This window comes from Burkholderia sp. 10_S31 (genome assembly GCF_056930375.1).
This window is the reverse complement of the sequence record NZ_JBXOWK010000001.1, coordinates 2,918,124-2,935,593: the sequence shown is the minus strand read 5'-3', so window position 1 is coordinate 2,935,593 and position 17,470 is coordinate 2,918,124. Positions and strand designations below refer to the sequence as shown.

At 68.5% G+C, this 17,470-nt stretch carries 11 protein-coding genes; 5 read left to right on the top strand and 6 right to left on the bottom strand.

Going from position 1 to position 17,470, the window contains the following annotated elements:
• Nucleotides 1-193: 193 nt before the first annotated feature.
• From AC1Z3W_RS13175 to AC1Z3W_RS13165, 3 genes are all read left to right on the top strand, one after another.
• The gene (locus tag AC1Z3W_RS13175) at nucleotides 194-7,294 is read left to right on the top strand and encodes an autotransporter-associated beta strand repeat-containing protein (protein ID WP_483507724.1); all 7,101 of its coding nucleotides are present in this window, start codon (nucleotides 194-196) and stop codon (nucleotides 7,292-7,294) included.
• A 156-nt stretch (nucleotides 7,295-7,450) separates the two neighbouring features.
• The gene (locus tag AC1Z3W_RS13170; protein ID WP_483507723.1) at nucleotides 7,451-9,676 is read left to right on the top strand and encodes an amylo-alpha-1,6-glucosidase; all 2,226 of its coding nucleotides are present in this window, start codon (nucleotides 7,451-7,453) and stop codon (nucleotides 9,674-9,676) included.
• A gap of 95 nt (nucleotides 9,677-9,771) precedes the next feature.
• On the top strand, nucleotides 9,772-10,023 hold the full coding sequence (locus AC1Z3W_RS13165) for a hypothetical protein (protein WP_034180596.1): 252 nt from the start codon (nucleotides 9,772-9,774) through the stop codon (nucleotides 10,021-10,023).
• A gap of 495 nt (nucleotides 10,024-10,518) precedes the next feature.
• Here the strand turns inward: AC1Z3W_RS13165 and penR are convergent, their stop codons facing one another.
• A complete protein-coding gene (gene penR, locus AC1Z3W_RS13160; RefSeq protein WP_057929447.1) occupies nucleotides 10,519-11,409 on the bottom strand; it encodes a beta-lactamase transcriptional regulator PenR in 891 nt (296 codons plus the stop codon).
• A gap of 116 nt (nucleotides 11,410-11,525) precedes the next feature.
• Between penR and blaPEN-bcc the strand changes: the two genes are divergently transcribed.
• Nucleotides 11,526-12,419 (top strand): PEN family class A beta-lactamase, Bcc-type, encoded by an 894-nt coding sequence (blaPEN-bcc, locus tag AC1Z3W_RS13155; protein WP_483507722.1) that lies wholly within the window; start codon nucleotides 11,526-11,528, stop codon nucleotides 12,417-12,419.
• A 525-nt stretch (nucleotides 12,420-12,944) separates the two neighbouring features.
• Here blaPEN-bcc and AC1Z3W_RS13150 read toward each other — a convergent pair.
• The 5 genes from AC1Z3W_RS13150 to AC1Z3W_RS13130 all read right to left on the bottom strand — a co-directional run bounded on the left by AC1Z3W_RS13150 (nucleotide 12,945) and on the right by AC1Z3W_RS13130 (nucleotide 16,847).
• On the bottom strand, nucleotides 12,945-13,145 hold the full coding sequence (locus AC1Z3W_RS13150; RefSeq protein ID WP_057929445.1) for a DUF805 domain-containing protein: 201 nt from the start codon (nucleotides 13,143-13,145) through the stop codon (nucleotides 12,945-12,947).
• Between the two features lie 560 nt (nucleotides 13,146-13,705).
• A complete protein-coding gene (locus AC1Z3W_RS13145; protein ID WP_057929444.1) occupies nucleotides 13,706-14,074 on the bottom strand; it encodes an antibiotic biosynthesis monooxygenase family protein in 369 nt (122 codons plus the stop codon).
• A 35-nt stretch (nucleotides 14,075-14,109) separates the two neighbouring features.
• Complete coding sequence (locus tag AC1Z3W_RS13140; protein WP_175825735.1) at nucleotides 14,110-14,556, bottom strand: MarR family winged helix-turn-helix transcriptional regulator; 447 nt, start codon at nucleotides 14,554-14,556, stop codon at nucleotides 14,110-14,112.
• A 255-nt stretch (nucleotides 14,557-14,811) separates the two neighbouring features.
• A complete protein-coding gene (locus tag AC1Z3W_RS13135; protein ID WP_057929442.1) occupies nucleotides 14,812-16,188 on the bottom strand; it encodes an ATP-binding protein in 1,377 nt (458 codons plus the stop codon).
• Complete coding sequence (locus AC1Z3W_RS13130; protein ID WP_057929441.1) at nucleotides 16,185-16,847, bottom strand: response regulator; 663 nt, start codon at nucleotides 16,845-16,847, stop codon at nucleotides 16,185-16,187. The genes AC1Z3W_RS13135 and AC1Z3W_RS13130 overlap by 4 nt, the downstream gene beginning before the upstream one ends.
• A gap of 225 nt (nucleotides 16,848-17,072) precedes the next feature.
• Here AC1Z3W_RS13130 and AC1Z3W_RS13125 point away from each other — a divergent pair, with 225 nt between their 5' ends.
• Entirely contained in the window at nucleotides 17,073-17,426 is a 354-nt protein-coding gene (locus tag AC1Z3W_RS13125; RefSeq protein WP_124834695.1) for a NirD/YgiW/YdeI family stress tolerance protein, read from the top strand.
• Nucleotides 17,427-17,470: the final 44 nt, after the last annotated feature.

Genomic DNA, 17,470 nt, shown 5'->3' with positions numbered 1-17,470 from the left:
ACTGCATAAATAATAAGGGGCCAGGGTTGTGTCATCCGGCTAGTTTTTCATTCGCAAACGAGAATCGATTAACTCGTAGTTCATTCACGAATAAACCGACGTCGTACCGCGACCGCCGGAGGGCACGCTTTTGCCCCGGATTTTCCGCAGTCGTCGCGCGATTCAGCGGTCATGCCGATGCCGAGGGGGAAGGATGAATATCGCGCATTCGAAGAAGAGTGGAGAGTCGTTTCCGAGATTCCTGTTGCCGACCGGCGTTTTCCTTGCGTTGTCCGGCGCGGGCATCGTTCCCGCGTACGCATTCTGCTCGGCGGCAGGCACCACGGTGACCTGTTCGGGTGTCGCGAATCCGCTGGCGCCCAGCTATTCGAACAGCGCCAACAACCTGAACGTCACGGTCAATCCCGGCGCGAGCGTCGGCGTGCTGCTCGGCGTCGGCGGCACCGCGATGTCGCTGACCGGCAGCAATGTCACGCTGACCAACAACGGCACCATCGATCCGACCGTGCTCGGCAGCGGCCTCGGCGTGCTGTCGAGCGGCACGGTGGTCGGCAACGCGGCGGCGAGCACCACGACCGTGACCAACAACGGCACGATGAACGGCTCGACCGGTGTCGCGATCAGTGGCGTGACGGGTATGGCGCTGTCGGTCCAGAACGGCACGGGCGGCGTCTCCAACATCACGAACACCGGTTCGATCGGCTCCACCCCGCTGGTCGGCGCAACGCTGGTCGGCGCGGACGCGCCCGTGGTCGCCGCATACGGCGGCGGCCAGGTCAACATGTCGAACAGCGGGACGATCACCGGCCGCGTATCGCTCGGTTCGAACGGCACGCCCGGGCAGGGCAATACCTTTACCAACTCGGGCACGATCAACGGCAGCGTGTCGATGGGCGCGAACAGCACCAACACGTTCAATGCCGTGACGGGCTCGTCGGTCAACACGGCGGGCGGCACGGGCGGCGCGTTCAACATCACGGTCGGCCCGGTCACGCTCGGCGTCGCGGCAACCGGCACCGTCGACGGCGGCGCCGGCGGCAACAACACGCTGGTGCTGCAGCAAGGCGCGTCGGCAAACGGCACCATCGCGGTCAACAACTACATCAACTTCAATCACCTGGACGTCACGAGCGGCAACTGGACGATCAATGGCGCATCGTCCGCGCAGGACGCGACGCTGTCGGGCGGCGTCGCGATCATCGGCGACAACGCGTCGCTCGGCACGGGCACGATCACGGCCACCGGCGGTGCGCTGCAGGCGGGTGCCGCCGGGCTCGACGTCAGCAACAACGTGGATCTCGGCGCGGGCGGGTTGACGGTGCAGGGCGCGACCGGGCTCACGCTGTCGGGCACGGTGACGGGCGGCGGCGCGCTGACGAAGAACGACGGCGGTACGCTGACGCTGTCGGGCGCGAACACCTACACGGGCGGCACGAACCTGAACGCCGGCGGTCTCGTGGTCGGCAACAACGGGGCGCTCGGCTCGGGCGCGCTGAACGTCAACGCGTCGGCGACGCTCGACACGAGCACGAACGTGACGCTCGGCAACGCAGTTAATCTCGCCACGGGCGCGACACTGACGCTCGGCGGCAGCAACGATCTCGGCCTGGCCGGCACGATCAGCGGCACCGGCGGCCTCGTGAAGAACGGCGCGGCAACCACGACGCTGACCGGCGCGAACACGTATACGGGCGACACGACGATCAACAGCGGCACGCTGGCGCTGGGTGCGGGCGGCAGCCTCTCGTCCACGGGCACCGTCAACCTCGCCGGTGCGGGCGCGACGTTCGACCTGAGCGGTACGACGGGGGCGCAGACGATCGGTTCGCTGGCCGGCGCGGCGGGCACGAACGTGAACCTCGGCGCGAATGCGCTGACGCTCGACGGCAGCGGCAATACGACCTACGGCGGCACGATCGGCGGCACGGGCGGCTTGACGCTGTCCGGCACAGGCACGCAGGCGCTGACCGGCACGAATACCTATACGGGCGGCACGAACCTGAACAGCAGCAACGTCGTCGTCGGCAGCAACACGGCGCTGGGTTTCGGCGCGGTCAACGTCAACGGTTCGTCGACGCTCGATACGACCACCAACGTGGCGCTCGCGAACGACATCAACGTCGCCACCGGCACGACGCTCACGCTCGCCGGCAGCACCGATCTCGGGCTGGGCGGCACGATCGCCGGCGCGGGCGGACTCGTGAAGGATGGTGCGGCGACGCTGACGCTGTCCGGCGCGAACACCTACTCGGGTGGCACGACGCTGAATGCGGGCGGCCTCGTGCTGGGCAACGGTGCGGCGCTCGGCACGGGGGCACTGACGGTCGGCGGCGCGGCGACGCTCGATACGACCACGAACCTGTCGGTCGGCAACGCGATCGATCTCGGTACGAGCGCGACGCTCACGCTCGGCGGCAGCAATGCACTCGGGCTGAGCGGCGTGATCTCCGGTACCGGTGCGCTCGTGAAGGACGGCGCGGCGACCACGACGCTGACGGGTGCGAACACGTACACGGGCGGCACGACGATCAACGCCGGGACGCTCGCGATCGGCGCGGGCGGCAGCCTGTCGTCCACGGGGACGGTGAACCTGGTCAATCCGGGCGCCACGCTCGACATCAGCGCAGGCGGAGCACAGTCGATCGGCGCGCTGTCGGGCGGGGCCGGCACGAACGTGACCCTTGGCGCCAGCGCGCTGACGCTGGGCGGGGCGGCAAGCGGCACGTTCGGCGGGGTCATCGACGGCACCGGCAGCCTGACGCTCGCGGGCACCGGCACGCAGACGCTGAACGGCGCGAATACCTATACGGGCGGCACGAACCTGAACAGCGGCAGCCTCGTCCTCGGCAACAATGGGGCACTCGGCACCGGCACGCTGACCGTCGGCGGCGCGGCGACGCTCGATACGAATGCGAGCCTGTCGGTCGCCAATGCGATCGATCTCGGCACGGGCGCGACGCTCACGCTCGGCGGCAGCAACGCACTCGGGTTGAGTGGTGCGATCTCCGGTACGGGGGCGCTCGTGAAGGACGGTGCGGCCACCACGACGCTGACGGGCACGAACACCTATACGGGCGGCACGACGATCAACGCGGGGACACTGGCGATCGGCGCGGGCGGCAGCCTTGCCGCGACCGGCACGATGAATCTCGCGGGAGCCGGCGCGACGCTCGACCTGAGCGCTGCGTCGGGTGCGCAGACGCTCGGCGCGCTGTCCGGCGTCGCGGGGACGAACATCAGTCTGGGCGGCAACGCGCTGACGCTGGGCGGGACGGCAAGCGGCACGTTCGGCGGGGTCATCGACGGCACCGGCAGCCTGACGCTCGCGGGCACCGGCACGCAGACGCTGAACGGCGCGAATACCTATACGGGCGGCACGAACCTGAACAGCGGTGCCGTGGTGCTCGGCAACAACGCGGCGCTGGGTACCGGCACGGTGACGGTCGGCGGCGCGGCGACGCTCGATACGAATGCGAGCCTGTCGGTCGCCAACGCGATCGATCTCGGCACGGGCGCGACGTTGACGCTCGGCGGCAGCAACGCACTCGGGCTGAGTGGTGCGATTTCCGGTACGGGCGCGCTCGTGAAGGACGGCGCGGCGACGACCACGCTGACCGGTGCGAACACCTACACGGGCGGCACGACGATCAACGCGGGGACGCTCGCGATCGGCACGGGCGGCAGCCTTGCCGCGACCGGCGCGATGAATCTCGCGGGGGCCGGCGCGACGCTCGACCTGAGCGGCGCGTCGGGCGGGCAGACGCTCGGCGCGTTGTCGGGCGTGGCCGGCACGAACGTTAGCCTCGGCGGCAATACGCTGACGCTGGGCGGGATCGCCAGCGGCACGTTCAGCGGCGTCATCGGCGGCACCGGCGGCCTGACGCTTGCGGGTACCGGCACGCAAACGCTGTCCGGTGCGAACACCTACACGGGCGGCACGACGATCAACGGTGGCAGCACGCTCGCACTGGGTGCAGGCGGCAGTCTCGCATCGACGGGCTCGGTGAACCTGGCCGGCGCGGGTGCGACGTTCGACCTGGGCGGTGCGTCGGGTGCGCAGACGATCGGCGCACTGACCGGCACGGCCGGCACGAACGTGAACCTCGGCGCGAATGCGCTGACGCTGAGCGGCAGCGGCAACGACACGTTCGGCGGTGCGATCGGCGGCACCGGCAGCCTGACGCTCGCGGGCACCGGCACGCAGACGCTGACGGGGGCGAACACCTATACCGGCGGCACGACGATCAATGGTGGCAGCGCGCTCGCACTGGGTGCGGGCGGCAGCCTCGCATCGACGGGCTCGGTGAACCTGGCCGGCGCGGGTGCGACGTTCGACGTGAGCGGTGCAGCGGGCACGCAGACGATCGGCGAACTGTCGGGGGCGACAGGCAGCACCGTGAACCTCGGTGCGAACGCGCTGACGCTGAACGGCAGCGGCAACGGCACGTTCGGCGGGACGATCGGCGGCACGGGTGCCGTGACGGTCGCGGGTACCGGTACGCAGACGCTGACGGGCGCGAACACGTACACGGGTGGCACGACGATCAACGGCGGCAGCACGCTCGCGCTCGGTGCGGGCGGCAGCCTCGCATCGGGCAGCACGGTGAACCTCGCGGGCACGGGCGCGACGTTCGACCTGAGCGGCGCATCGGGTGCGCAGACGCTCGGCACGCTGAGCGGCGCGGCCGGCACGAACGTGAACCTCGGCGCGAATGCGCTGACGCTGAACGGCAGCGGCAACGGCACGTTCGGCGGTGCAATCGGCGGCACCGGCGGCCTGACGCTCGCGGGCACCGGCACGCAGACGCTGACGGGCGCGAACACGTATACCGGTGGCACGACGATCAACGGTGGCAGTACGCTCGCGCTCGGTTCGGGGGGCAGCCTCGCATCGGGCAGCACGGTGAACCTCGCGGGTACGGGCGCGACGTTCGACCTGAGCGGCGCGTCGGGCGCGCAGACGCTCGGCGCGCTGTCGGGGGCGACAGGCAGCACCGTGAACCTCGGCGCGAACGCGCTGACACTGAACGGCAGCGGCACCAGCACGTTCGGCGGTGCAATCGGCGGCACTGGCGGCGTGACGCTCGCGGGTACCGGTACGCAAACGCTGACGGGCGCTAACACGTATACGGGCGGCACGACGATCAACGGCGGCAGCACGCTCGCGCTCGGTTCGGGCGGCAGCCTTGCATCGACAGGCGCGGTGCATCTCGCGGGCACGGGCGCGACGTTCGACGTGAGCGGCGCGTCGGGCGCGCAGACGATCGGCGCGCTGTCGGGGGCGGCCGGCAGCACCGTGAATCTCGGCGCGAACGCGCTGGCGCTGAACGGCAGCGGCAACGGCACATTCGGCGGGGTCATCGGCGGCACCGGCGGCCTCACGGTCGCAGGCACCGGCACGCAGACGCTGACCGGCAGCAACACGTACACGGGCGGCACGACGATCGCGTCGGGCGGCACGCTGCAGCTCGGCAACGGCGGCACGTCGGGCAGCGTGGTCGGCAATGTCGTCGACAACGGCGCACTGATCGTCAACCAGTCCGCCAACGTGACGCTCGCGAGCGTGCTGTCCGGCACCGGTTCGCTGACCCAGGCCGGCAGCGGACAGCTGACGCTGACCGGCACCAATACGCTGAGCGGTCCGACGACCGTCGCCGCGGGCACGCTCGCCGTCGACGGTTCGCTCGGCCAGTCGACCGTGACCGTGCAGAACGGCGCGACGCTGACGGGTATCGGCACCGTCGGCGGCGTCGTGGTCCAGAGCGGTGCGTTCGCGGCCGCGTCGCAGCCGGGCGCGGCGTTGAACGTCGCCGGCAACGTCACGTTCCAGCCGGGCTCGACGCTGCAGGTCGCGGTCACGCCGCAGCAGAGCGGCAGCATCGCGGCGAGCGGCACGGCCACGTTGAACGGTGGCACCGTGCAGGTGCTCGCGAACCAGGCCAGCTACCAGCCGAGCACGACGTACACGATCCTCAGCGCATCGTCGGGCGTGCAGGGCACGTTCAGCCAGGTGAGTTCGAACTACGCGTTCCTCATGCCGACGCTCAGCTACGATCCGGGCCACGTGTACCTGCGGCTCGTCGCGAACGGCACGTCGCTGCCCGATGTCGCGACGACGCCGAACCAGCGCGCGGTCGCGACCGCGATCGGCGGGCTCGGCGCGGGCAACACGCTGTACGACACGGTGCTGACGACCGATGCGGCCACCGCGCGCCGGGCCTACGGGATGCTCGACGGCGAACTGCAGGCGAGCCTGAAGAGCATGCTGCTGCTCGACAGCCGCTACGTGCGCGATGCGGTGACCGATCGCGTGCGCCAGGGTCTCGCGCCGGGATCGGGGCCGCTCGCCGCGCTGTCGTCGGGCGGCACCGCGCTGTGCGGCGACAACACGGCCGGCGTCGCCGACCCGACGCTGCCGCCGGAACGCCGGATCGGCTCGCGCGAGGGCTGCTACGGCGGCACGCCTTATCAGCCGGTGGTCTGGGGGCAGGCGTTCGGCGGCCGCAGCCGGCTCGCGGGCGACGACAACGCGTCGACGATCAACCGCAGCATGACGGGCTTCATCGCCGGTGCCGACATGGCGCTCAACGACAAGTGGCGTGCCGGCCTGGCCGCGGGCGTCACGCACAGCTCGCTCGACAACGACCAGAGTTCGTCCGCGTCGGTCAACAGCTACTACCTGTCGCTGTACGGCGGTGCCCAGTACGGTGCGCTCGGCGTGCGCGGCGGCGCGTCGTACACGTGGTACCGGATCAATAGCAACCGCTATCCGGGCTTCGCGGGCTTCTCCGATCACGATTCGGCCGGCTACAACGCGAATTCCGCGCAAGTGTTCGGCGAAGTCGGCTACGCGCTGCCGGTCGGGCCGGTCGCGCTCGAACCGTTCGCCGGCCTGGCCTATGTGAACCTGCATACCGACGGCTATACGGAAAGCGGCGGTGCGGCCGCGCTGCAGGCCGGTGGCCAGACGACCCACGTCGGTTTCTCGACACTCGGCCTGCGCGCCGCGTCGCAGCTCGGCACGATCGCGAGCGGCACGTTCACCGCACGCGGAACGGTCGGCTGGCGGCATGCGTTCGGCAACGTGCGGCCGTCGTCGGCGTTCACGTTCGCGAATGGCGGCACGTCGTTCCAGGTGTCGGGCGTGCCGATTGCTCGCGACAGCGCGGTGCTCGAAGCGGGTATCGACGCGAACATCACCAGGCGCCTGACGCTCGGCCTCACGTTCAGCGGCCAGTACGGCAGCGGCGTGCGCGACAACGCGGTGCTCGGCAACCTCCTGTGGAGGTTCTGACCGACGCCTGATATGCGTGTTCGCGACCCCATGCGGCGATGGCAATGCCGCATGGGGGCGCGTCTTTTTCGTCGCTGCGCACGTGGCCCGTTCTGGCCTATCCTGTGCGAAACACGCGACGCGCGCTGCGCGTTGCGTCTCGACACAGGAGCATCGATGCCGAATCATGCCGAAGCCACCACGACGCAGGCGCCGCAAGTCGCACCTGTCCCCCCGACCCAAGCGTCCGGTCCCGCATTCATCGCGCCCGAAGCCGATCCGCAGGCGCTCGCGCGCAACAACCAGTACGTGCTGAAATCCGGCGACGCGTTCGTGGTCGGCGACGCGCTCGGCGACATCGGCGGTCGCGATGACGGCCTGTTCGTCGACGACATGCGCGTGCTGTCGACATGGCGTCTGACCTTCGGCGGCCGCGCGCCGTCGCTGCTGTCGGGCGCGACGAGCGCGGACAACGCGTCGTTCACCGCGCACCTGACGAACCGCCCGCTGCCGCCGCTCGGCGGCCACGAGACGCCCGAGGGCGTGATCCACATCGAACGGATGCGCGTGCTCGCGGGCGACGTGCTGTATGAAGCGCTGACGCTGACGAACTACGGCGCGAGCGAGGCCGAGGTGCCGCTGTCGCTGTCGTTCGCGGCGGATTTCAAGGACATGTTCGAAGTGCGCGGCACGCAGCGCCCGAAGCGCGGCACGGTGGTCGCGCCGCGCGTCGACGCCGGTGCGGTACGGCTGCGCTACGACGGCCTCGACAAGGTCGAGCGCAACGTGACCGTGCATTTCTCGCCGGCGCCCGACACGCTGTCGGTCGATCGTGCCGATTACACGCTGACGATCGCCGCGCAGGCGTGCGTGTCGATCTACCTGACCGTCGACGCGACGCTCGGCCCGGCGCACGACGGCGAAGGCCCGGGGTGCGGGCGTGTCGCGCTGCGCACCGCGCTGGTCGGCGTGCATCGCGAGATGCGTTCGCGACGCGAGTCGATGGCGCGCGTCAACACCGGCAATCCGCTGTTCGACGCGTGGCTCGACCGGTCGCTCGCGGATCTCGGGCTGCTCACGACGCAGCTCGACACCGGGCCGTATCCGTACGCGGGCATTCCGTGGTTCTCGACGCCGTTCGGCCGCGACGCGGTGATCACGTCGCTGCAGATGCTGTGGCTGCAGCCGTCGCTCGCGCGCGGCGTGCTGCGCTTTCTCGCGGAGCATCAGGCACGCGAGACGTCCGCGTTTCGCGATGCGGAGCCCGGCAAGATCATGCACGAGTTCCGCCGCAGCGAGATGGCCGCGACGGGCGAGGTGCCGTTCGCGCTGTATTACGGCGGTGTCGATACGACCCCGCTGTTCATCGTGCTCGCCGGCGCGTACGTCGAACACACCGGCGACGATGCGTTGATCGACGAACTGTGGCCCGCGCTCGAGCGCGCCGCGCAGTGGGTGATCGACAAGTGCGACCGCAATCCTTACGGGCTGCTCGATTACCAGCGCACATCGGAGCGCGGTCTCGCGAACCAGGGCTGGAAGGACAGCCACGATTCCGTGTTCCACGCGGACGGCCGCTTCCCCGACGGCCCGATCGCGCTCGTCGAAGTGCAGGCGTATGCGTGCGCGGCGCTCGATGCGATGTCGATGTGCTCGCACCGGCGCGGCCACGCGGCCGATGCGACGCGCTATGCACTGCGCGCGAAGACGCTGCGCGACCAGGTCGAAGCGTTGTTCTGGATGCCGGAAGGCCAGTTCTACGGGATCGCGCTCGACGGTCACGGCGACCTGTGCCGCGTGTTCGCGTCGAACGCGGGCCATCTGCTCGCGTTCGGGCTGCCCGACGCGGAGCGCGGCGCGGCGGTGGCCGGCGTGCTCGGCTCGGCGCTGTTCCAGACCGGCTGGGGCATCCGCACGCTCGCGGCCGGCCAGCCGCGCTTCAACCCGATGGCCTATCACAACGGTTCGGTGTGGCCGCACGACAATGCGCTGATCGCGCGTGGGCTTGCGCGCTACGGCGACAAGACGGCCGCGGTGAACCTGTTGCGCGCGCTGTTCGAGGCGGCGGTGAGCTTCGAGATGCGGCTGCCGGAGCTGTTCTGCGGGTTCCCGCGGCGGCGCGGCGAACCGCCGACGGCCTATCCGGTCGCATGCCTGCCGCAGGCATGGGCGGCCGGTGCGCCGTTCATGATGCTGCAGGCGTGTCTCGGCGTGAGCGTCGACGCGGCACGCCACGAGGTGCGCGTCGAGCGCCCGGCGCTGCCTGAAGGCGTCGACTGGCTGCGCATCGACGACCTGCGGGTCGGCGACGAAACCGTGTCGCTGACGTTCCGGCGCGTCGACGGGCAGGTGGTCGCGGCGGCGGCGCAGCCAGGGCGCGTGAAGGTGGTCGCGGTGCTGTAGCCGGCTGCGCGGACGTTGCGCGATGTCGTGCCACGTCCGCGCGCAGCGGCATAGAATCGTGACATGACCCTTGAACGATGGCGGAGGCACCTACGATGACGACCGACAATCGGCCCGACGACGGCGAGCAGAAGCTCGAGAATCTGGAAGCGGCGGTCGACCACTTGCACAAGTCGATCGAGTCGCAGAGCATCGCGGTGGGCGCGGCGAAGGGCATCCTGTTCAGCCTGATCGAAACGCTCGGCGCGCTGATCGGCGATCCCGACCTGCCCGAACATGCGCGCTCGGGCTACGAGGCGCTGCGCGACAAGGCGAGCGAATTGCGCGGCGGGCTCGACCGGCATTGACGAACCGGCGGTGCCGGCGTTGGCCGCATGGCCTGCGCCGGTGCTGCCCAATCCTGTGCGGCGCACACAAAACCCCGTGCGCTCAATGAGTTAGCCGGCTGGTGCGCAGGATATCCACACGCTTGCCAACATAATCTGTGGAGAACTGGCTGGCCCCGAATTGGACGCGCAGTGCGTGCTGCGCGGTCGCAAACGATGCCGCGTCGTTGACCTGCGGGGCCTGATCTACTGAATCTTCTTTTGTATCAGGATGTTACGTGTCACATTGGCGGAATATCCACAGGCTTGCCAACAAAATCTGTGGATAAGTCTGACGTGATTGCTTCTTGATGGTTGAGTATCCCGCGTGCGGCGGCCGATACGTCGACCCCCTTGCGCGCCGGCTGCCCGGTGTGTGCACCGTCTCCATAAATCGTGCGCGATCAACGGGTTAGGTCCCGGGTACCCAGGATATCCACATCCTTGCCAACAAAATCTGTGGACAAACCGGTCCCGTCATTCGGCCGGTGCCGCGTCGGCCGCCTCCGCAACGATCCAGTCGCGAAACAGCGTCATTGCCGGCGTGAGCGGCTTCGACTTCAGCGACGTGAGCCAGTAGCCGCCCGCGCGCACGTCGATGTCGAGCGGCCGCGCGAGCAGGCCCAACTGTAGTTCGCGCGAGAACATGCAGGCCGGCGCGAGCGCGATGCCCGCGCCCTGCATCGCGGCCTCGACCATCAGCCGCGACGAATCGAACACGGGCCCGTTGACCGACCACGGTTCGAGTTGTGCGGCGTCGAACCAGCCGAGCCATTCGTCGGTGCGGTACGAGCGCAGCAGCGTTTCGTTCGCGAGATCGGCCGGCTGCGCGAGGCGCCGCGCGATCTCCGGCGCGCACAGCGCGGTGAGCGGTGCGTCGAGCAGCCGCTCGTTGCGCGTCGCCGGCCAGTTGCCTTCTCCGAAGCGGATCGCGAAATCGAGGCCCTCGGCCGCGAGGTCGACGACGTTGTTGTTGGTCCGCAGCCGCAACTCGACGAACGGGTGCGTGTCGCCGAAGCGCTTCAACCGTGGCATTAGCCAACCTATGGCAAAGGTGCCGACCGCGCCGAGCGTCAGCACCTCGTGGAAGCGCCCGCCCTCGAACTGCTTGAGCACGGTCTCGATCCGGCTGAACGCATCGCTGAGCACCGGCAGCAGCGCGCGTCCTTCGTCGGTGAGCCCGAGGCCGCGCGGCAGCCGCGTGAACAGCGCGCAGCCGAGCCGCTCCTCGAGCGAGCGCACCTGCTGGCTCACGGCCGCCTGGGTCACGCTCAGCTCGAGGCCGGCGCGCGTGAAGTTCAGGTGGCGGGCCGACGATTCGAACGCGCGCAACGCATTCAGCGGAAGATGAGGGCGGAGCTTGGTCATAAGAATTTCTTTTGGCAGCGCTCAATTATCGTTGCTTGTCAGGCAACCGTAAAGTCACGATAGTGCTGTCTCGCCGGCCGGCCGTTCTGCATCCATTCCACCACGAGAGACACGACATGACCTACTCATCGCAACGTCGAACCCTGTTGCTGGCCGCCGCGACGGCGCCGCTCGTCCTGACCGTCACCGCGTGCGCGTCGTCGCCTGCCGCGGGGCAGGGCGTTGCGTCCGCAACGTCGTTTGTCGCGCTCGAGCGCGCGGCGGGCGGCCGTCTCGGCGTGTGCGCGATCGACACCGCGAGCGGCCGGCGCGCGCAGCATCGCGCGAGCGAGCGCTTCCCGTTCTGCAGCACGTTCAAGGCGATGCTGGGAGCGGCGGTGCTCGCGCAGAGCGTCGAGCGTCCGGGGCTGCTGCAGCAGCGCGTGATGATCGGGCAGTCCGATCTCGTGAACTACTCGCCGGTGTCGGGCAAGCATGTCGGCACCGGGATGACGGTTGCCGAGTTGTGCGAGGCGGCGATCCAGTACAGCGACAACTCGGCCGCGAACCTGGCGATGAAGCTGATCGGCGGGCCGTCGGCGGTGACCGCGTATGCGCGCTCGATCGGCGACGACACGTTCCGGCTCGATCGCTGGGAGACCGAACTGAACACCGCGTTGCCGGGCGACCCGCGCGACACGACGACGCCGGCTGCGATGGCCGCGAGCATGCGTGTGCTCACGCTCGGCGATGCGTTGCCGAGCGCGCAGCGTGCGCAGCTCGTCGCATGGCTGCGCGGCAACAAGGTCGGCGACAAGCGGATTCGCGCGGGCGTGCCGGCCGGGTCGCAGGTGGCCGACAAGACCGGCACCGGCGACTACGGGACGACGAACGACGCGGCCGTGATCTGGCTGCCGTCGCGCGCGCCGATCGTGCTCGTCGTGTACTACACGCAAACGCGTGCCGATGCGAAGGCGAAGGACGACGTGATCGCAGCCGCTGCGCGCATCGCGGTCGCGACGTTCGCTTGAGCGGGCGGTACGGCGTGTGCGATGGATGGATGGATGAAGCGGCGGATGCATGCCGTGCCGCAGTCGTGACCAGCCGGTCGAAACGTTGTGCGATCAACGACTTAGGTCACACATGCTCAGGATATCCACATCCTTGCCAACACAAATTGTGGACAAGGCTGCAAGCGGTCGCGTTCATCGCGCAACGAACGCCGCGATGGCATGCGGCACGCGTTGCGCCGGCCTGCCTGCACGGTTCGAGGCGGCGCCGACAAAGTCTTTCGGATCAAGCGCTTGTGCGTGGTATGCGCAGGCTATCCACACGCTTGCCAACACAATCTGTGGACAAGCGGCATGGCGCGCACGATACGCAACCCGTTGCGTTGCGTGACGATGCGCGAGCGGCGTGTTGCCTGCCGCGTGCCTCATTCGAAGCGGCGCGGACAAAGCCTTTCGGATCAAGCGCTTGATCGCGGTATGCGCAGGCTATCCACATGCTTGCCAACACAATCTGTGGACAAGCCTGCGCGGTCGCCCGTTCGATGTTCAGCCCTGCCGATCGTCGACGGCGGGCCAGCGCGCGAACGCGAACACCCACAACATCACGAAGTTCAGGACCGGGACGAACATCGTCAGGATCCACCAGCCCGAATGTCCGGTACGCCGAACGATGCGGACATACGGATAGACGACGATCGCGACGAGCACGAGCGAGACGAGCAACTGCGCTGCGGTGAAGTGTTCCATGGTCTTCCTCGGAATGATGTGCCGTTGTCCGGTGCGGGCGGAACGGCCGGCCCGCGGTGCCGTCGCGTGAAGTCTCGTGCTGCGTGGCCGCGTGCGGCTCGTGTGATCGTGACGCGTCGCGTGTGCGGGCGTCAAGGTGCGGGCAGGTGCCGCTGTCGCGCCGGATCGTCCGGCCGCACACGCAGGCGGCCCCGCGCGGTGCCGCAACGGTGACGCGGCGCATGAATCACTGGCCGATCAACGGGTTAGCCGATGCTTGCTCAGGATATCCACAAGCTTGCCAACAAAATCTGTGGGTAAGTGACGCGACGATCGCGTGGCGTATTGGCAGGGCACCGACGTGGCATCGTGATGCGAAGTGCGGCGAACCGGCGCGTATGACGGTGCGGCGCGCGGCGCGTCTGCATCACGCGTGCCAAAGTCTGTCGGATCAAGGGCTTAGCGTTGCGGTGCGCAGGATATCCACAAGCTTGCCAACATTTTCTGTGGAGAAGTCCGCGTCGCGATCGGGCGGCACGCATGGCATGCAAACCGTGCGCGGCCCCGGTTCGTGCGTGGGCTCACGCGGTACAAATGCCCGTCACGGCGACTTTCTGGAACAAGTGCGGGCTCGCGACGGCGGACGACGGATAGGCCGAGAGCTTCGCGACGAACTCGGGATGCGTGAAGGCCGCGCGAAACGCGTCGGTCGACTCCCAGATCGCATAATTGAAGTAAGTCGGACTGTCGCCGAGCGCGCGATGCAGCTGCGTCGAAATGAATCCCGGCTGCCGTTTCATGAACTCGGCGTCGTCCTTCCACACGGCCAGGAAATCGGCTTCATCGGCAGGATCGAGCGTGAAGACGTTGACGAGGACGACGGGGGCCGCGTCGATGCCGAACTGCTGCTGGATCGGAAAGGCCGGATCCATCGGTTTGAAATGAGGCATCAGGCACTCCTGTGAGTAGTGGGTTGGTGGTGCGATCACGTTTGTCCGTTCGGCGCATGCGCATCGGACATCGCGGACAGAACACGAATCGCCGCATCGAGGTCAGCCGAACTGAACTGACCGGAGATGTCGCGGACATGCTGTTGCCATTGCTCGACCACCGCCTGATAGGCCGCAGCACCGCGCGCGGTCAGCGCATACAGCGGGGAGCGCTTGTGTGTCGGGTTCGCCAGCGGCTGCACGAGACCTTCTTCCGTCAGCACGTTGATCTGTTTCAGGACGGCCTGCCGCGTGATGCCCATGGCGCCGGCGATCTGCGGGATGTTCGGGGCTTCCGGCGTCATCGAGATGGCGCCCAGCACTTGCCAGCGTGCGCTGGTCAGGCCGTGCGGCGCGGCAAAGGTATTGCCCCATTCGATCAGCAGGCCGTTCAGCCGGAAGACGGACAGCGCGACGGCAGTCAGCTTGGCGGGTTTCGTCATGGTCGGGATGTGCGATGAATTGACAACCAGTTTACGCAATAGACAACTGGTTGTCAAATTGGCCGCATGTCGCCGTAATGGGAGGACAGTACCGGGTCGGGAGGGGAAGGACCGGTACGCGATGTGCGATGGGCTGGCGCATTCGCTGCGCACGACCGGCAAATCCTTTCAGATCAATGGCTTGTCGCCGTTAGCGGTGGGTTGTCCACAAGCTTGCCAACACAATCTGTGGAAAAGCCGCACATCGGGCGCGCGTCAGGCCGGCACGGGAAAGCGCACCGTCACGGTCAGCCCGCGCCCGCCTTGCGTCGTGCCGAGCGCGACCGTCGCGCGATGCTGTTCGGCGATCCGCTTGACGATCGACAGCCCGAGCCCGCTACCCGACGACGTGGCCGCCTGCGCGCCTTCGCCGCGATAGAAGCGCTCCCATACGTCCGTGCGCTCGGCCTCCGGAATGCCGGGGCCGTCGTCGGCGACTTCGAGCACGGGCGTCGCGCCGTCGAGGCGCGCGGACACGTCGACGCGCGCGCCGTCGCCCGCGTAGCGGATCGCGTTGTCGACGAGGTTGTTCAGCAGCACGCGCAACGTGTCGATATTGCCGGCGGCCATCACCGGCGACGACACGATCGCGCCGAGGTCGATCCGGTGCGCATCCGCGACGCGCGTGCGGTCGGCGACGACCGAGCGGCACAGCGCGGCGAGATCGACGGGCGTGGATGCCGCGGCGGACGCCTGCGCATCGGGTTCGAGGCGCGCGAGCGTCAGCAACTGTTCGGCGAGGTGGCCGAGGCGCGTCGTGCCCGCGTGGATCTGCGCGAGGATCTGCTCGCGTTCTTCGGACGTCGCGGCGCGCCGCAGCAATTGCGACTGGATCGACAGCCCCATGATCGGCGTGCGCAGCTCGTGCGCGGCATCCGCGATGAAGTGGCGCTGCAGCGTGAACGAACGGTCGAGCCGCGCGAGCAGGTCGTTGATCGCTTCGGCGAGCGGGCGGACCTCGTTCGGCATCGACGCGACGTCGACCGGTTCGAGATTGTTCGCATTCCTGCGCTTCAGGCCGGATGCGATCGTGCGCAGCGGCCGCAACCCCGCGCCGATGCCGAACCACAACCCGATCGCGAGCACCGGCAGCATCGAGAATACCGGCCACAGCAGGTGCACCGCGATGCCGGCGATCGCTTCCCAGCGCGCATGGCGGGCCTGCGCGAGCCGGATCGTCGTGCCGCCGCGTTCGGTCACGTAGGTACGCCAGGGCTGGCCGCCGACGTTGACGCTCGCGACGCCCGTTTGCGCGGGCGGCGGCAGCGTCGATTTGCGATCGGTCGAATAGACCAGCGCGCCGTTGCGCCAGACTTGCAGCAGTACGGCGTCGGGATCGCCGGCCTCGAAGTCGTGCTTGCCGTCGCCCTGGTTGCGGAACGACAGCTCGCCGTTCGGGCCGACGACGATCTGCTTCGACATGCTGCGCATCTGGTCGTCGAGAAGATCGTCGAGCTCGCGCAGCGCGCCCCAGTAGGTGCCCGCGCTCGCGACCAGCCCGATCACGCATGCGGCGGGCAGCAGCCATGTCAACAGGCGCCGCCGCAGCGACGCGCTGCGCCAGCGCGCGATCGCGCGTTGCAGGTTCGTCATGCGCCGTCACCGATCCGGTAGCCGACGCCGCGTACCGTGCGAATCATGTCGTGGCCGAGCTTCTTGCGCAGGTTGTGGATGTGCACCTGCACCGCGTTGCTCTCGATTTCCTCGCCCCAGCTGTACAGCCGTTCCTCGAACTGCTCGCGCGAGATCACCGCGCCGGGGTCGCGCATCAGTTCGTGCAGCAGCACGAATTCCTTCGGCGACAGCGTGATTTCGTCGTCGTTGAGCCAGACCAGGTGCTTGATCGGGTCGAGCCGCAGCGGGCCGATCGAGAGCGTCGTTTGCGCGCGCCCCGCATGGCGGCGGTTGACCGCGCGAATGCGGGCGAGCAGTTCCTCGAGCACGAACGGCTTGACGAGGTAGTCGTCGGCGCCGCTGTCGAGGCCGGCGATGCGGTCCGGCACGCCGTCGCGCGCGGTGATGATGATCGCGGGCAGGGTTTCGTCGCGGCGGCGCAGCGACGCGAGCACCGACAGGCCGTCGCGGTTCGGCAGCCCGAGATCGAGCAGCAGCAGGCCGTAGCCGGTGGAGCGCAGCGCGAGCGACGCGGCGTCGCCGTCCTTGACCCAGTCGACCGCGAAGCCTTCCTGTTTGAGGCCCTGTTCGAGCCCGCTGCCGATCAGCGGATCGTCCTCGACGAGCAGTACGCGCATGGATTCGTGTCTGTTGGCGGGCGCGGGCGCCCGGGATTCCCATGATAAGCGCAGGTGTCTTAGGGCGAGCTTAACGGCCGGCGGGCGGTGGCGCTTTCGTACTTGTCCAATGCGGCACCGTGTCGCTTCGGCGCGCCTTCAGGGTTGCTTAATCTTACGGTCTGTAATCTTGGCTCGTCGCGTTCAACGGGGCGCGACACCACATCGAAGAAGAGGAACGCAATCATGAAACACCTGGCCAGAATCCTGACGGTCGCGCTCGCGACGCTGCCGGCCGCCGTCCATGCGCAGTACACCGGACCGTCCGCGCTGACGACGACCACCGTGAAGGAACTCCTCGCGAACGGCAAGGACGACCAGCACGTGCAATTGCAGGGGCGCATCGTCAAGCACGTCGGCGGCGAGGATTACGAGTTCGCCGATGCGACGGGCACGATCCACGTCGAGATCGACCACAAGCTGTGGGCGGCCGGCCAGCCCGTCAGCGACAAGAACGAAGTGAAGGTGACTGGCGAGTTCGAGCGCAAATGGTCGGGCCGCGTGAAGCTCGACGCCGACCACGTCGAAGTGCTGCGCTGACCGGTGTGCGCGGGGCCGGTGATACCATGGGCGACCGGTTCCCG